The following is a 16,862-nucleotide window of genomic DNA, read 5'->3' as shown; positions in this document are numbered from 1 at the left end:
CCTTTCCGGCCGATTCACGTCGAACTTTAATGTGCAACGGTTGATTATACGACGAACCCGCCTTCCCTTCTAAGAGAAGACGGGCTCATGTGAGCAATTACTTACCAATACACAGCTCTGCGCGGTATTGCGTGCTCTTTTTGGTGAAGACTTACTTCTCGTCTTCGTCTGCCAGCTCAATCAGACCGTAGTCGTATGCGTGACGACGGTAGACCACGGACGGACGAGAGGTTGCCTCGTTAACGAAGAGGTAGAAGTCGTGACCGACGAGCTCCATCTCAGACAGAGCATCTTCCACCGTCATCGGAGTTGCGGAGTGCTGCTTGGTACGCACAACCTGGCCCGGGGTCACGTCCTCAACCAGATCCTCGTACGGATCAGCCTTTTCCGGAGCCGCTGCCTCAGCCTCTGCAACCAGCGAAGCAGTTGCCTCGCCGACGGACATCGGTGCACGGTGGCCAGAACGGCTAATCTTGCGGCGAGCCTTCACCTTACGCAGGGAGCGCTCCATCTTGCCCAGAGCAGACTCCAGTGCAGCGTAGAAGCTATCTTCCTTGGCTTCCGCACGAGCCAGGTGACCCTTGCCAGTAGCGGTGATCTGAATACGGTCAGAGCGGTCTGCACGGCGCGGATTCGGCTCGTGCTGGAGCTCCACGTGGAAGAAGGTCAAAGTCGGGTCGAGGCGCTCAATCTTCGCCAGCTTCGCCTTAACACGATCTGCGAAGTGCTCTGGAACCTCAACATTGCGCCCGGTGATGGTCACCTGAGCGTTCGGGCTGAGTACCTCGTTGTTGTCAGCAGGTGTGGACACTTGCTACCTACCTCCCGGTATGGCCACCGCCCTTCCGTGAGCGGGATTACTCACGGCGTCTACGGTGACGAGTCTTTCTGCACCCCCAGGATACAGTTCCGGGGGTAACCAATGCCACGTTCCCCTCGTTTATTTTTCGCTTGCCGACGACACCCCCTGCGTCTACGCCCGGGCGAGCACCAACACCATGTCGATGCGAATCCCCAATGACGCTGCCACCAACTCGGTTTCCGCTGCAGTGGCACCAGTGGTGGCCACATCATCAACCAGAATCACTGTCGCCTGGGTACACCGTTGTCGCAGCTTGTCACTAATTCCGTGCTTGAATTGCGTCAGCGGCACAATGTGGCCAGAAAGGTTTCGTCTGCGTTGAGAAGCCCCAAGCTCCGCGGAATCCCGCGTGCGCCCACCAATGCGCACCAGGGGCAATACCGAACTAGAGGGGAGCTGACTGCAGGCAAAGTCGCAGGCAACTGTTACCGGATCCCCACCCCGTTGTCGACGGGATGACAATCTTGTCGGCGCGGGAATCAAAATGACGGGGGTAATTTCCGGGGGCATTATATGGCCGTCTGAGGCCAGTCTTCGTACCGCAGCGGCGAACACGGCCCCCATGATTCGTCTGGCTTCACCACTGCCCCGTTCTTTGGCCGACAAAATGAGATGTCTCCTCGCACCCGAGTACGGACCGCAGGTCCACGCTGCTGCGCGTAACGCAGCCCGCGGTGAAAACCGCACTGGAGGTTGCTGAAGATCGTCCTTGCAATCGCGACACAGCGTCCCGGAGCAGCCGCACACCGGACAGGTTTCCGGTATCACGAGGCCGATTGCGTCGCGAGTGACGTCGTAAAGCGCGCGCAGTAATTCCTGCGATGTCCTCCCCTGCGCCATTGATCCCCTCCCCGATTTGCGCTTATTCCACAGACACCGGAGCCATTCGACCACGCGCACCCGGAACCTGGCGCCAGAACTGCTGCTGCCCCTCGCTGGAGATCAGCTCCATAACACCGGTGGCATCTAATGCGTAACGCTTCGACGAGGTCGCGGTAACCACAGGAATTGGCGGTGTCAGGTTGAGCTTCGGCAGAACAGAGCTGGTCGCACCGTCCGGGAAGGCGCTCCACATCGGGGTGTCCCCGCTGTAACCGCCCACCGTGACCGTTTGATTCGGCGACCACGTCAGCGACACCGGGGAAACGTTTTCAGGGAGCGGCAGAGCACGCGGGTGCGTCAACTTCCACGGTTTATCGTCATGCCTTTCGATGGTGGCGATATAGACTTCACCAGCGATAATCATCGCTACCTGCGTGCCTGAAGAATCGACGCGGAATTCAGAAATACCGGCGCTCGGGCGCCCCGTGCCTGCGCCGCCGTCAAGAAGGTGATTGAGCTCAGAGGTATCAACCTCCTCCTGCTGAATCCGAGATGACGTCGACTGCCGAACCAGGCGTACGACGGTTGTACCGTCCTTCACTGTCCAGACCGCCTCGGCGTCTGGAGACCATGTCGGACGGGTGAGACTCTCGCCAGTCAGCACAGGAACCGGCTGATCTTGTATTCCGCCGAGCATCAATGTGGACTCCCCGAGGTCATACGACCCAGCACGACCATCCACGGCCGAGCGGAACACGGCGGCAATGAGCTCGCTGCCATTGGGGTTGGTGCCCACTGCCGCGGAGAACACCGCGGTGCTGCCGCTGGCGGTCCAGCCGCGTCCCACAGGTGTGGCGTGGCCGTCAGCGATCTCGTAGATACCGCTGCGGTCGACCGTCCGTAACGGTGCGTTATCAGCCGGTAGATGATTCGGGTCGTAGAGCTGGATTGTGTCGGTGTCCTTCGTCCACGGCTCGTCGTGGCTGGCAACTAGTGGTTCGCCGTCGGCCATGAGGATCCACGGACCACGGAAATCTGCCGAGTCGAGAGTCCAGATAATCTGCGCCGCGAGCATGACACGCAGTTCCTCGGAAACATCACCCAATCCGGTGATTTCGACCCTGCGACCGTCCGCGTTGGACACAGGTCCTGCTTCCACCGCAATTGAGGCATTGGGCTTGAGCACGGTGGTGACGCCCGGCCGCAGTGGTGCTGATGGGCCGTTCTTCAGCTTCGTCAACAGATTGGTCGCGCCATCGGTGACGCCACGATAGAGCCAACGACGATCTGTGACCAAATGATTACCCGCCGGATCGAGGAAATAGATATTGCGAGGCACATTGTTTTCCAGGAATGCCTGACGCTCCATGACAACACCGTCGGGCAGCGAGGAAATGCGCCACTGCCCATCCGAACCAAGCTTCATCTCCACGGTTTCCTCATAGTCACCGGACTGGGGCTCATACGCACCATCAGTACCGAATTGACCAACGCTGCGACCTCGGGCAACGAAGGACTGTCGCGATCCTCCTTCATCCCTCTGGGCGATGAGGTTGACACCGTCGAGAATGCGGGCACTATCCTGCGGTTTCCAACTGGCCGCAAGTTCCGGGGTCATGAAGGCACGCATAGCTTGAAAATCATCAACCGGATGCGCGGCCGCGGCGAAAAAGTCGCGCAGGACAATGTCTGCATTGACATTCGGTCGTGGCTGAGGAACTTCAATACGAACTTGGGGCGGCTCAAACGGACGCAGCACCTGGGGGCTGGTGTTTCTCGGAATGGTGGTACATCCTGCGGCCGTGCCCAAAATGATCACTGAGCTAAGCGCCACTGTCTTACGCAGGACGCGACGAGCCTTTGACTGTTGCTGCGCCGTCATTTAAATATCCTCCTCTCGTGCCTGTCGGGATTCGCTATCGCTAGTCGGCTGCCCCTTACCCTGATCCTGGCTCTTGACTTGCGGTGCAATCGAATCCGATTCCAACTCCCGTGCACCAATTTCCTGCTGATGCGGAATCTGATCGGGCAGCGGCGGAACTTCCAGGCCGAGCGGATGCTCACCGAAGCTCGCATCAGGCTCCAGTGGCACAGTCAGGCGGAAACAGCTACCGACCGTCGGCACGCCAAATGCCTCCAGTTCCCCACCATGCAATTGTGCGTCCTCACGCGCGATCGCCAAGCCAAGTCCGGTCCCGCCGGTGCGTCGGACACGCGAGGGGTCAGCGCGCCAGAACCGGTTAAACACCAGCTCTTGCTGTTCCGGCTTTAGCCCCACACCGTGGTCAACGACCGTAAACGAGACCGCGGAATTGCTCGCCCGCACTGTGACATCCACCGGATTGCCCTCACTGTGGTCAACAGCGTTGGCCATAAGGTTGCGTAGCACGCGCTCGATACGACGCGAGTCGACTGTTGCCATTACCGGTTCATCGGGCAGGTGGAAGCGGATGGGTGTACCGGTCTCCTTAGCCACGACCGTTACCTGCTGATAGGCAGCATCCACGCAGCGACGGACATCGACCTTTTCTGCGGACAGATCAGCAACGCCGGCATCGTGGCGTGAGATCTCAAGCAGGTCATTGAGAAGCATCTCAAAACGCTCAAGCTCCTCATTCATCAGCTCAGCTGCGCGGCGAGTCGCCGGATCGAGGTCCTCAGCGCCGTCAGCAATAAGGTCGGCGGCCATACGCACCGTGGTCAGAGGCGTCCTCAACTCATGCGAGACATCGGAGGTGAACTGTCGCTGCAGACTGCCGTATTCCTCCAGCTGTCTAATCTGCGTCGACAGCGATTCGGCCATCTTGTTAAAGCTCATGGCCAGTCGCGCCATGTCATCTTCACCCTGCACGACCATGCGTTCGCGCAAGTGGCCGTCGGCAAAGCGCTGGGCAATCTGGGCGGCGGAACGCACTGGTGTCGTCACCTGATTGGAGAAGAACCAAGTAATACCGCCGAGAAGCGCCATGATGATTACTGTCGCACCGGCGAGGAGACCACGAACCAACTTAATAGTCGATTCCTCTGCAGCCATAGAGGTGACCAGATAGAGCTCGAGCCCATCAACCGAGGTAGAAGTAGGGCTACCGATAATTAACGCCGAGTACGTATCGCCGCGGTTATCAGTGACTTGGCGTACCTGATACGCAATTTGCCCTTGTCGGACTACTTCATGCAATCGTTCTGGAACATCGGCCTTAATCGGCGATGAAGCCAACACCGTGCCTCGTGGCACCGGCGCCACGAGCAGCGGTTCATAACTTGTCAGTGGCGCAGCACCGGAACCGGCTGCACGGTTCACAAGGGCATCGCGCCCCACGTTGAGAAGAGCTTGCAGCTCGTTGGACGAAGAGTTCTCAATCGCCTGCTCCACCACCGCGCGAGCACGGTCAATTTCCTCGTCGGCAGCGGTAACCTTTGCGTCGATAAGCCGCTGGGTAACAATAGTCGCCAGCGCGAAACCGAGTACCGCAATCACCATCGCGCTCAGTACCACCACAGAGGTCAGAATGCGCGCTTGGATAGACGTGCGCCAGAGCGTAACCGCCCAGGTCACTCCCCTGTTGGTGAAGTCTCGAAGCTTCGTTATTAATCGACGCAAGAATCGGCTCCCACTAAAGCTGACTGACCTTGATTAGTCACCCGTCTTGTACCCGACACCGCGGACGGTCAGCACAATCTGGGGGTTTTCCGGATCCAATTCAATCTTCGAGCGCAGACGCTGAACGTGAACGTTGACGAGTCGGGTATCCGAGGTGTGCTGATATCCCCAGACCTTTTCCAACAACTCATCACGGGAAAAGACCTGCTTCGGACGGGAAGCAAGAGTGTGCAATAGGTCAAACTCCAACGGGGTCAGAGAAATCTCCTTGCCATCGCGGAACACGGCGTGACCGGGCACGTCGATAGTCAGGTCGCCGACCTCGAGGGTCTCACTCGGGCTGTCCTCTTGACGACGCAGCCGAGCGCGCACACGCGCCACGAGCTCCTTCGGCTTAAAGGGCTTCGTGACATAGTCATCCGCACCGGATTCCAGGCCGAGGACCACATCGACCGTGTCGGTCTTCGCAGTCAACATGATGATCGGCACCGCCGATGTCTCTCGCACAGTGCGACAGACATCGACACCACCCATGCCCGGCAACATGAGATCCAGCAGAATCAAATCTGGATTCTCCCGCTCTGCTGCCTTGACAGCTTCGAGGCCATCGTCGACTACTACTGTGTCGAAGCCCTCGCGCTCCATCACCATCGTGAGCATTTCGGCGATGGCCGGATCATCATCAACAACCAGGATTTTTGAGCTCATGCGTCATATTCTAAACGTAAAGCTATCTAGTTCTGTAGTTTCCGGTTGAGGTGGCTAGCGCAGGCGTGCACTGATCCATTCCACAAGACGGTCCGCCCCATCATCCCCCGTAAGCATCAACCATGGTGACTGCCACGAGCCCCCCGCGAACTTCTGGTACGCCGCCAGCGTGCGCTCCTGCAAACCCGAGTCCTTTTCGTAGGTATCCCTAGTTCGCTGCACATCAGCGGCTTCCCGATTGCGTGCGCGGTCGGCTGCCACTCCCACCGACGTGGCCAGACAGACCTGAACGTCGGGAAGCGGAAGCTGGAAATCTCCGAATTCGGTCTTCTCAATCCACTCAACGATCGCCGAATCCTGTGTGCGAGCCAGGGAGTAGGCCGCGTTGGACGCGACGTAGCGGTCGATAATCAGAACATCGTTCTCGCGCGCTGCATCAACAATCGCTTGACGACGTTCTTTGCGGTCCAGAGCGAACAGGAGTGCCATTGCCCAGGCGGAGTCCGCAGTGTCGCCGAGCTGACCGTGCAAGGCTTGATCGGCGAAATCAGCGAAGATTGTCTGCCGGTACGCCGGAAAGGTCATCGATGAAACGGAGTGCCCTTGACTTCGGAGTTGATTGGTAACAGCTGTGACAAGCGTGTTCTTGCCAGCACCGTCGATTCCTTCGACTGCGATAATCAAATTTTTCTCCTCGCACACATGGCTACGGCCTAGCCTTGCTTAGAACTAGTAGCGGTAGTGCTCTGGCTTATACGGGCCCTCGACATCAACGCCGATGTATTCGGCCTGTTCCTTGGACAGCCGGGTGAGCTCGCCGCCAAGTGCCTCGACGTGAATGCGAGCGACCTTCTCATCCAGAATCTTCGGCAGACGATGGACAGAGTTGTCGTACTTATCACCGTTGCAGTAGAGCTCAATCTGCGCGATCGTCTGGTCGGCGAAGGAGTTCGACATTACGAAGGACGGATGTCCGGTGGCATTGCCCAGGTTGAGCAAACGCCCCTCGGAAAGCACGATCAGAGAGCGCTCTTCGCCGTCTGCATGCGGAAAGATGTACTCGGTGACCTGCGGCTTGATCTCCACACGACGGACATCATCGCGATGGTGCAGGCTATGCATGTCAATCTCGTTGTCGAAGTGCCCGATGTTGCCCAGCAGCGCGTGGTTCTTCATCTGCTGCATGTGCTCGAAAGTAATGACGTCCTTGTTGCCTGTGGCGGTGATGACAATGTCGACATCTGCGATGACGCTCTCAGTAGCGACAACGTCGAAACCGTCCATCAATGCCTGCAATGCGTTAATCGGGTCGGCCTCGGTGACCTGAACGCGAGCGCCCTGGCCAGCCAGTGCCTCTGCGCATCCCTTACCCACGTCACCGTAGCCACAGACCAGTACGTTCTTGCCGCCAACCAGCATGTCGGTACCGCGGTTGATGCCGTCCAGAAGGCTGTGACGGGTGCCGTACTTGTTATCGAACTTGGACTTGGTGACCGCATCGTTGACGTTCATGGCCGGGAATGGCAGCACTCCCTGCTCTGCGAAGTGGTAGAGGCGGTGGACACCAGTGGTGGTCTCCTCTGTGACACCCTTGACCGACTCTGCAATTCGGTGCCAACGGCCGGCATCCTTCTCCAGGCTGGCGCGAAGCATGTCCTTGAAGGCAATAAACTCATCCGAATCCGACTCTTCTGCAGGCGGCACCAGGCCAGCATCCTCGAATTCCATGCCCTTAATGACAGCCATGGTGGCGTCGCCGCCGTCGTCCAGAATCATGTTGGCATCTTCATCGCCCCAGTCGAAGATGCGGTCGAGGCACCACCAGTACTCTTCCAGTGTCTCGCCCTTCCAAGCGAAAACCGGAACACCCTGCGGGTCCTCCGGAGTGCCGTTTCGCCCAACGACGACTGCCGCAGCGGCCTCATCCTGAGTGGAGAAGATGTTGCACGAGGCCCAGCGGACCTGTGCGCCCAGCGCCGTCAACGTCTCGATGAGCACTGCGGTTTGAACCGTCATGTGAATGGAGCCGGAAATACGGGCACCGGCCAGTGGCTGCTGCTCCGCGTACTCTTCGCGCAGCGCCATTAGACCTGGCATCTCGTGCTCAGCCAGACGAATCTGGTGACGACCGGCCTCAGCCAGGGAGAGGTCTGCAACCTTGAAATCAATGTTCTTCGAGGACATGTAACGCTTTCTCTAGATTCTTTGACGTGAGATTCTTCTTAAAGAATTACTACTGGGGACGCGAGAGTTACTCTACCGCTTCGACGCAGTTTTCCAGCGCCGCCTGGTCAGACTCACTGAGTTCCCCCAGAAGACTATCGAAGACCTCGGATGCGATAGCCAACGCATCTTCCTCGCTGCCGTGCGCCTCGGAGATTCCCTCCCGGATGAAGCTGTAGTCCTCCACAATGTCACCGCCGCTAAATGGCGCACCATTCCAAATTGCAATGATCACAGCCGCCGCGAGTGCGCATGCTTTCTCATCGCTATTTTCGGAATCCACCCCAATGCGGCCAGCATCAATCAATGCACCAACACGATCCTGTGAGTCGAGATCCTGAACCTCATCGAAGAGTTCAATGACCGAATCGCTACCAAAAATCTCAGTATCCCAGATGGACATGATAGGTGGCCACGCTCCTTTCGCGCTTCGAACCAATAGCCAGTTTTCGCCTATCGACGAGCGCTTTCCAAAGAGCGCTTTTCGACGAGCCCACGGTAATCTGGCCGCCGACCTAAAAGCTGTCGCCTGCACGTACCGCTAGCCGGAAAACCGCATGTGGCCTTACCGAAGTTCTACCCGACTTTTCGTCACTTTTACAGTTCGAGAGACATATTTAATCCCTTCAACACAATTTTCACCCTAGAGAGAAGATAACGGGCATGTTAAGTTAGTTCCCAGACCTCGTAATGCAACTGTTATCTTTTTCGTTACAGGGCGACCTCACGCATGACACGAAAGGAGTACCTACCATGGTGAAGAAGGCTTTTGGAGCTCTTCTGCTTGCAGCCCTTCCCCTGAGCGCTTCGCTCGTAGGCTGCTCCGATAGCAATGCCGCCAAGGGTGCAAATCCGGAAAACGCCGGCTCTCAGTCGGAAATGGAGACCTCTGCTCCACTGCCTCCAGTTCCTAGTGATGCCGAGCTGCAGCAGACCACTGAACCGAATTCAGATTCCTCGCTGACTGAGACGAACGACAGTCTAGTATCTCGTCCGACCACGTCATCGAGCACCGAGATCGTTGAGGATCCGTACCTGCCACCGCAGGCGTACATCCCCCCGACTTCCACAAGCTCAAGTGCGACAACTCCGACGTCGACGACATCGACACCTCCGACGACCACGGAGACCACAGAGCCCACCTCTGACGACGTTTCTTCGCCGACGCCCAGCAAGCCGGTGCCACTGCTACCGGAAGATAACTCGGAAAAGCCGAACGACAGTCTTCCGGAAGGCGATGGTGGTGCAGCAGCTGAGCCGAAGCCGCCTTCATCGCAGGCGCAGTCCCAGTCGGGTACGCAAACCACAACTCCGTCCGAGACTCCTCAGAAGACTCCTTCGAAGGAGCCGACATCCCCGAAGGAGCCGACACCTCCGAAGGACCAGACCCCTTCGACGGAGAAGGACACCACTGGCGGCAATGGGGCTAGCAATAGCAAGATTTCCCCAATCCCGGAAAAGCCGAAGGACTCCGGATTCCTGGGAAATCTCTTCGATAACGACGAGGACTAACCCACCCGCGGGACGGTCGCGACAAAGACGGTTGCCCCGTCTTGGCGCGCAGTCAGCTCAATATCGACTGCGTCGACAGCCGGAACCCAGGCCGCATGGCCGCTGGGAACCTCAACCACGGAGTCGTCGTGACGCAACGCCACCGTGCCCGCTGTAGACAACACAACCGTGGCGGATTCTTCGTCGAGCAGAACATGTTCGCCCGGCTCCAGATCCCGCGAACGAAGGCGAAACTCGCGCACCGGCGCGTCATAGTCATTCCAGCCATCATCGGTCAGCCGCGACTGCAGCACCGGATCTGGCAGCGGTCGGAAAGAGAGCACGCGCAGTAGCTCCACGACATCGACGTGCTTAGAGGTCAGCCCTCCGCGCAGCACGTTGTCGGAGTTGGCCATGATTTCCACGCCCATGCCATTGAGGTAAGCATGCAGCTGTCCAGCACCAAGGTAGATGGCTTCGCCCGGCTGTAAGCGAAGGCGATTAAGCAGCATCGACCCCAGGACTCCCGGGTCCCCCGGATACTTTCGAGCCAATTCGCAAGTGGTCTCGGCTACTCGCGAGAACTCCTCGTCATCGCCACTGTAATCCGCGCACTTGGCAGCCACGGCCTCGACCAGCTCATCGAGGACATCCTGGGGCAACGTCAACCACGTTGTAAACAATGCCCGCAGAGCACTCTCGTCATCGGCGGCATCGAGCAGTCCCATGTAATGGTCGAGCTCCGGTACCGCCAGCGTCGCGAGCAACTCCTTCGTGCGCTCCACCGGGCGGAATCCGGCCAACGCGTCGAAGGTAGTCAGGGCGACAATAAGTTCCGGCTTGTGGTTGTTGTCCCGGTAATTTCGGAAATGTGCAGTGGCCGGAATGCCCTCCGCATTTTCGCGTGCAAATCCCTCCTGAGCTTCTGCCAAGGTGGGGTGTGCCTGCAGCGATAACGGCTCATCGGCTGCGAGCAGCTTCAACAGGAACGGCAGCCTGCCGTTGTCGGTGTCAATTGCATATCCGAGCGCAGCTGCCGGATCCTGCGCAATGAGCTCATCCAGCGGCGTGCCGGCCACCGTGGCCGATGCCAGTGCATGCGCACCAAACCACAGTTCCGCCCAGGGCTTCGATGTGGGAGCGTCCGCACCGGTGATTCTCGCCAAATGTGTACGAGACCCCCAGGGGTACGACTGCAGCACGGGGTCCAACAGCTCCATGCCCGTATCACTCCTCTAATAGTCACTTCTGGCGCGAGCACGCCAATCTCACCGAAGGCCCAAAAGCCTTCGGTGACACCCGGCGATTACGCAGAAAACGCCGCAATCGCACCAACTCTGGCTGCAGCAACACATACTTCAACCAATGGATGATGAGTCTCCGCATCGAGCGCAGGGCACTCCACACGAGCCCATCCAACCTCGCCGTAGTGGTCCCGGTAGTGGCCCACATTGTTCGGCGCAGCTAAAACAATCGCCCCCAACGGTAGCACTGTCGCCCCTTCATCCCCACCATCAATAAACGGGTCATAGAAAATATCGCGGCTTTCCTGGGGTTCTGCAGCGAGCAACGCGCCCACACTAAGAGACAATTCGCTTATCGACGACGCTGCCGAGACCACGCCTGCCTCAAGCATCTGTAACGATGCCAGTTCCGCTACCGGCGCCAGCGCCGAGGTCGTCGACACTGCAAGCATTCTGCGGCCTGCCACCCACTGCGCTACCTGCCGCGCGGGGTTAACTGTTTCATCTCGCTGCGGAGCACAGGCGGCAATATCGGCGTCCACCGCATCAGCGACTTCCTCCACTACCCCGGCCGGAGCCAGGGTGGTGGCACCGCATTCGGTGAGCGCGCTGGCGATGGCACCGACATAGGCGGTAAAGGACGCGGACTCCGCCATCGCCGGGCGCGGAACCACAACCGTATCGGGGCTACCGGCGGCACGCAGTGGCCCTTCACCGGGATCCACCACGACCGTGGCAGCACCTCGCCTATCAGCTTCAGCCAGAGCTGCCCCCAGTGGGCTGCCGGGGTTGTCGTCACAGACGATGACCAAGTCGAGGGCACCGACATAACTGGGCAACTGATGCGCAATTACCACCGGACAGCGGATATCGTCGGCAAGCGCGCGCACGGATTCGGCAGCGAGCTGCGCCCGACGATTTCCCACGAGGATGACCGCACTGCGCGGCAGTGAAAGTTGAGCAAACGCACCCCCGCGAGTCGCGGAAGCAGCAGCTCTGAGACCTGCACCGGCAGTGGCCATACGATAGAACAGGGCCTCTTGGCGCGGGTTATGGGAGGAGTCGAATGACGAGGTCATACTCCCAAGCATGCCTGAAAACGGGCGCGTGGGGTTGATTAACCGCGGATGATGCCGAGAACTTCGTCGACAAGAGCGTCGACCTCAGCACGCGTCGGAGCCTCGACGTTCAGACGCAGCAGCGGCTCCGTATTGGAGGCCCGGACGTTGAACCACGCCTTGGAGTCCGCCAGCTCAATGGTCAGCCCATCCATCCAGTCCGAGGACTCCGTGCGATCGGCAAACGCGGCCTCGATTTCCTTCTGCTTGGCCTGCTGCTCCTCGGCACTACCCAGGCGGGAGTTAATCTCACCGGAGGCCTCGTAGCGGTTGTACTCGGCCATGAATTCACTCAGCGGCTTATCCTGCTCGGCCAGTGCGGCCAGGACATGCATGGCAGCCAGCATGCCGGAGTCTGCGTTGAAGAATTCCTTGAAGTAGTAGTGCGCTGAATGCTCGCCACCAAAAACAGCACTGTGCTCGGCCATTTGCGCCTTAATAAAGGAGTGCCCAACACGGGTACGAACCGGGGTTCCGCCGTTTTCCACAATCATCTCCGGCACGACGTGCGATGTGATCAGGTTATGGATGATAGCCGCGCCCGGGTTCTGCTCCAGGTAGCGGGTGGTCACCAACGCACAGATGGCCGATGGGCTGACCGGGTTGCCCTTCTCGTCGACGACGAAGCAGCGGTCAGCGTCGCCATCGAAGGCAATACCGATGTCTGCGCCCTGCTCCACCGTAAACTTCTGTAGGTCAACGAGGTTGGCGGGCTCCAATGGGTTGGCTTCGTGATTCGGGAAGTTGCCGTCGAGCTCAAAGTAGAGGTCAGCAACATCCATGTCTTCCCCGAGCACTGCCGGGACTGTCAGTCCCCCCATACCGTTACCGGCATCGACTGCGATCTTCAGGCGACGGCCAGAGCGGATGTCGACCAGCCCATGGAGGAACGCCGCGTAATCCTGCAGAACATCCTCGTGATCAATTTCGCCCGGAGTGCCGGTGTACTCCGGGATTCCGTCGACAAGCAGATCCTTAATCTGAGCAAGCCCTGTCTCCTGCCCGATCGGGCGGGCGAGCGAACGGCACATCTTGATGCCGTTGTATTCAGCTGGGTTGTGGCTGGCAGTGAACATCGCGCCCGGGCATTCCTTTACTCCGGAGGCGAAATACAGCTCGTCCGTAGAGGTCAGGCCGAGCAGGGTGACGTTGAGCCCCTGCGCTGCCGCGCCGTCGGCGAAACTAGCCGCCAACTCCGGTGAGGACTCACGCATATCGTGGCCAACTACGGCACGTGTTGCGCCCTCTGAACGCATGATGTGTCCGAAGGCGGCGCCGATGGCTCCGACAAGGTCCGCGTCGATGCCCTCACCGACAACACCGCGCACGTCATAGGCCTTGATGACAGCATCCAAATCGGAACGATTGTAAGTGCCCACGAAAAACCTCTCTGGGTAAGTATCAGTTTTGTGAAAAATGATACTAGCCACAGAGAGGCTCTCACAAAGAAATGCCGCGGCAAGATGGCATGAGCTGGGGCACGGCGCCCGGCCCGTTAGTCGTCCGAATCCTCCGGATCGCGAACTACATGCAGGTGACCGCGCGCGGATTTCCGCGTCGACGGGTGACGACTGGAATCAATCTTGTAGGTCTGAGGACGGTTGTCGACCTCATCCCGCAGCACCAGGCCAGTCGCGTTGCGGCCAGCTTCACGGACGGCTTCCGCCAGTGCGGTCAAATCATCATCGTCCTGGGCGGGCGTCGGCACGTCGTAACGCACGAGCTCCCACCCCAGCGGTGCGGTGATAGAACGCGCGTGCTTCTCACAGAGATCCCAGCTATGCGGTTCGGACGCGGCGGCGAGCGGACCCACCACAGCCGTCGACTCCGCGTAGGCATACGTCAACGTAGCTACGGCAGGTTTGCCACAGCCGGGCCGGCAACAACGTCTAAAAACACTCACGGCATCAAAGTCTAGACCCTAACTTTAAGTTTCGATAGTTTTTCTCCCACTCGGGCGTTTTTCGCTTTCCGACGCTCCCCCGGGGCACCCCAGCCTTACCCAGTAAACCTGCGACATGGCCGGAAGCTGGCCTCACCCACGTTGACGATCCGACCGATTAAGCTCAACAAATATGAATTCATCGGCTTATACTCCGCGCTCTTTGCGACGCTCACTGCGACGCGGTCGCGGACCTCGGGGACCTCTGTTGCCGCCGGAGGTACCCCGCTGGAAGAGCCGTTCAGAAGCTTTTGACCAGGCGGTTATTGACGCCTACGCCCCATTGGATCAGCGCTGGTCCCGACAACTGTCACACCTGGACATCGCCATCGACACGATTCCTCGCATGCAGTTACGCCCGGACATGTATTTCCCGGAAGAGATTGTCGCTGACGGACCTATACCGCTGGGACGGCTTATCCCCGCTGGCATTGACCGCGTAGGCAACCCCACCCGCCCCTGCGTAGTAGTGTTCCGCCGCCCCATTGAGCGCCGTGTCTCGGGCCGAGTGGAACTCGACCAGATGCTGCAATATGTACTGACCCGCCTGGTAGCGGTATATCTGGGCATTGACCCGGTTGAGGTGGACCCTAGTTTCAACGAGAACTTCCTGTAGAAAGCTTTCTCCTAAGGAGCTCCCTAGAGACCGGGTTAATAGACAAACAGTGTGTGATTCTCAAGATAGTAACTGGTCAGGCCCCATAAATTACCGGCTGCACGCGTAAATATGGGCTGCAAATGTGAAACTGTGTGAGTTTATGACACTTTCAGGCCATTTTTCGGGCGATTTTTGTCATAAACGCAGTCAGTAACTCGCATTAAGAACTAAGCGACAAAAGGGCCCACCCAGCGACATGCTGAGCGGACATATTTTCGTCTATTAACCCTAGAGAGCAGGAAAAACTCGTTCACCGAAAAATCCCCCAGGGTATTACCCAAGGGGAAACTGCGAGGTCGAGCGAAGGATAAAATACAGACCCGGCTGCCCTAGCCAATCTGCCGCTTCAAACGGCGGCGCTCACGCTCAGAGAGGCCACCCCAAATGCCGAAGCGCTCATCATGCTCGAGAGCAAACTCCAGGCATTCATCTCGCACACCACAAGCACGACAAATACGCTTTGCTTCGCGAGTGGATCCACCCTTCTCAGGGAAGAAAGCTTCTGGATCGGTCTGGGCACACAGAGCTTGCTCCTGCCAGTCCTGATCGACGGCTTCAAACAACCCCGAAAGGTCATCTGCCCACTCTGTCAACGGCCGAGGCTGGTTTTCAGAGGAGCTATCATTCACAGCGATGTCACCCGCATTCGTCTCACTATCCACAGCAGAGCCGCCATCAAACATGCTGGACTTTTCCATGCCGAGGGCCTCCTGATGGTTGTTGCTGCGGGTCTTTAAATTGGGCTTAGTGTGCGAAACACACATTTGTGATTACACACGTGTAACCCACCATCGGTCAAGCCGAATAGAGAATTTGCCCCAATACTTTTCATTGCCCCTGAAGCCCCTCCCCCCGCGTTGGGGATTAAGTTCAGGTTGAAGGATGGCGCCCGAACCCTAAACCTGCCACCTGAACTCAATCACATTCGCCACATGCCTCTCACCAGCAACTTTGACGACACTTCGGCAACTCTAATCAGATATTGCCGACAAAAGTCTGACACGCCGAAGGCTGCAGACTAGACATCCGTCGAAAAACGTACTCCGTGATCGGGGATCTGGACGCCCGGCCACACACGGATACCGTTGATCAATTCACAGCGAGCACCAACGACGGCACCCTCGCCGATAATGGCATCACTGATGACCGTTCGCGGGCCGATATCGGCGCCATCGGCAATCACAGAGCGCTCGATCACAGCACCGGCACCGATGCGTGCGCCGTCGAAGATCACCGATTGATCAATCCGAGCTCCCGCACCAATCTCCGCCCCACGGCCGACAACAGAGCCACCGTAGAGAAGAGCACCGCCACCGACCGACGCAGATTCGTCGACAAGCGCTTCGCCGTGCTTACCCTCTAGAAGTGGTGACGGCGCGATACCGCGGACCAAATCGGAGGAGCCGCGGACGAAGTCACCCGGAGTCCCCATGTCACGCCAGTAGGCGTAATCAACGTGACCGTAGACGTTCATACCGCGGTCAAGCAGCGCTGGGAAGATTTCACGCTCAACGCTGATGGGGCGACCAGCCGGAATCGACTCGATAATCTCGCGGCGGAACACGTAGATACCGGCATTAATCTGATCGGTCGGCGGATCCTGGGTCTTCTCCAGGAACTCCAGGACGCGCCCATCCTCATCGGTCGGAACACAGCCGAACGCGCGTGGATCCGGCACACGGACGAGGTGCATCGTGACGTCCGCATCCTTCTCCGCGTGGGTGCCCAACACCGCGCGCAAGTCGGTACCGCCGAGGACATCGCCATTGAAAATCATTGCGGTGTCATAGCGCAGCTTGTCTAGGACGTTTCGGATACCGCCACCGGTACCCAGCGGCTCAGCCTCAAAGACGTATTCAATTTCGAGACCCAAATCCGAACCGTCGCCGAAGTGTTCTTCAAATACTTCAGCTCGGTAGGAGGTGCCCAATACCACGTGCTTCATACCTGCTGCACGAATGCGGCCAAGCAGATGCTCCAGGAATGGATGCCCTGCCGTGGGCAGCATCGGCTTCGGCGTATTCACGGTAAGGGGACGCAAACGCGTACCTTGCCCGCCAACCAGAATGACAGCGTCAGTCTGTTCAGCCAACGTGGCTCCCGCCTGCTGTGCAGCATCCGCTCCCGGCTGGAAGGCGGAGCCATGCCCAGCACTCGGACGAACTTCGGTAGTCATGAAATCGGTAACTTTCT

At 58.5% G+C, this 16,862-nt stretch carries 15 protein-coding genes; 2 read left to right on the top strand and 13 right to left on the bottom strand.

Translation table 11 applies throughout. The annotated features are described in order from the left end of the window. Positions 1 to 151: 151 nt before the first annotated feature. The 7 genes from hpf to HMPREF2751_RS10185 all read right to left on the bottom strand — a co-directional run bounded on the left by hpf (position 152) and on the right by HMPREF2751_RS10185 (position 8,619). A complete protein-coding gene (hpf, locus tag HMPREF2751_RS10220) occupies positions 152 to 811 on the bottom strand; it encodes a ribosome hibernation-promoting factor, HPF/YfiA family (protein WP_016422210.1) in 660 nt (219 codons plus the stop codon). Between the two features lie 913 nt (positions 812 to 1,724). After that, on the bottom strand, positions 1,725 to 3,566 hold the full coding sequence (locus tag HMPREF2751_RS10210; protein ID WP_049193303.1) for an LpqB family beta-propeller domain-containing protein: 1,842 nt from the start codon (positions 3,564 to 3,566) through the stop codon (positions 1,725 to 1,727). After that, a complete protein-coding gene (gene mtrB, locus HMPREF2751_RS10205; protein WP_070595961.1) occupies positions 3,567 to 5,240 on the bottom strand; it encodes an MtrAB system histidine kinase MtrB in 1,674 nt (557 codons plus the stop codon). Between the two features lie 78 nt (positions 5,241 to 5,318). Further along, a complete protein-coding gene (mtrA, locus tag HMPREF2751_RS10200; protein WP_048731669.1) occupies positions 5,319 to 5,993 on the bottom strand; it encodes an MtrAB system response regulator MtrA in 675 nt (224 codons plus the stop codon). Positions 5,994 to 6,047: 54 nt separating this feature from the next. Then, positions 6,048 to 6,677: a dTMP kinase gene (locus HMPREF2751_RS10195; RefSeq protein WP_069359479.1), complete on the bottom strand. Its 630-nt coding sequence runs from the start codon at positions 6,675 to 6,677 to the stop codon at positions 6,048 to 6,050. A 45-nt stretch (positions 6,678 to 6,722) separates the two neighbouring features. After that, positions 6,723 to 8,177, bottom strand: coding sequence for an adenosylhomocysteinase (ahcY, locus tag HMPREF2751_RS10190; protein WP_069359453.1), 1,455 nt, complete (start codon positions 8,175 to 8,177; stop codon positions 6,723 to 6,725). Positions 8,178 to 8,244: 67 nt separating this feature from the next. After that, entirely contained in the window at positions 8,245 to 8,619 is a 375-nt protein-coding gene (locus tag HMPREF2751_RS10185; RefSeq protein WP_038627901.1) for a DUF4259 domain-containing protein, read from the bottom strand. Between the two features lie 350 nt (positions 8,620 to 8,969). Here HMPREF2751_RS10185 and HMPREF2751_RS10180 point away from each other — a divergent pair, with 350 nt between their 5' ends. Further along, on the top strand, positions 8,970 to 9,728 hold the full coding sequence (locus HMPREF2751_RS10180) for a hypothetical protein (protein WP_069359452.1): 759 nt from the start codon (positions 8,970 to 8,972) through the stop codon (positions 9,726 to 9,728). On the opposite strand, the gene manA is transcribed toward HMPREF2751_RS10180, so the two are convergent. The 4 genes from manA to HMPREF2751_RS10160 form a co-directional block, all read right to left on the bottom strand. After that, positions 9,725 to 10,927, bottom strand: coding sequence for a mannose-6-phosphate isomerase, class I (manA, locus tag HMPREF2751_RS10175; protein ID WP_049172794.1), 1,203 nt, complete (start codon positions 10,925 to 10,927; stop codon positions 9,725 to 9,727). The two genes, HMPREF2751_RS10180 and manA, sit on opposite strands and share 4 nt — an antisense overlap. A gap of 86 nt (positions 10,928 to 11,013) precedes the next feature. Next, a complete protein-coding gene (locus HMPREF2751_RS10170) occupies positions 11,014 to 12,030 on the bottom strand; it encodes a hypothetical protein (protein ID WP_049172792.1) in 1,017 nt (338 codons plus the stop codon). A 38-nt stretch (positions 12,031 to 12,068) separates the two neighbouring features. After that, positions 12,069 to 13,448, bottom strand: a complete 1,380-nt coding sequence (locus tag HMPREF2751_RS10165) for a phosphomannomutase/phosphoglucomutase (protein ID WP_083304444.1) — start codon at positions 13,446 to 13,448, stop codon at positions 12,069 to 12,071. A 116-nt stretch (positions 13,449 to 13,564) separates the two neighbouring features. Then, positions 13,565 to 13,972 carry a DUF3499 domain-containing protein gene (locus HMPREF2751_RS10160; protein WP_005509890.1) on the bottom strand — a complete coding sequence of 136 codons (408 nt, stop codon included), beginning with the start codon at positions 13,970 to 13,972 and terminating at the stop codon, positions 13,565 to 13,567. A 172-nt stretch (positions 13,973 to 14,144) separates the two neighbouring features. On the opposite strand from HMPREF2751_RS10160, the gene HMPREF2751_RS10155 reads away from it, so the two are divergent. Beyond that, positions 14,145 to 14,627, top strand: coding sequence for a metallopeptidase family protein (locus tag HMPREF2751_RS10155; protein ID WP_070595960.1), 483 nt, complete (start codon positions 14,145 to 14,147; stop codon positions 14,625 to 14,627). Between the two features lie 371 nt (positions 14,628 to 14,998). Here HMPREF2751_RS10155 and HMPREF2751_RS10150 read toward each other — a convergent pair whose 3' ends face one another. Further along, positions 14,999 to 15,367 (bottom strand): WhiB family transcriptional regulator, encoded by a 369-nt coding sequence (locus HMPREF2751_RS10150; protein WP_005510060.1) that lies wholly within the window; start codon positions 15,365 to 15,367, stop codon positions 14,999 to 15,001. 320 nt (positions 15,368 to 15,687) lie between these two features. After that, a complete protein-coding gene (locus HMPREF2751_RS10145; RefSeq protein ID WP_048731655.1) occupies positions 15,688 to 16,845 on the bottom strand; it encodes a mannose-1-phosphate guanylyltransferase in 1,158 nt (385 codons plus the stop codon). Positions 16,846 to 16,862 lie beyond the last annotated feature (17 nt).

It is taken from the genome of Corynebacterium sp. HMSC063G05, assembly GCF_001810555.1.
GTDB classification, from domain to species: Bacteria; Actinomycetota; Actinomycetes; order Mycobacteriales; family Mycobacteriaceae; genus Corynebacterium; species Corynebacterium jeikeium_D.
This window is presented reverse-complemented; position numbering and strand designations above follow the sequence as displayed.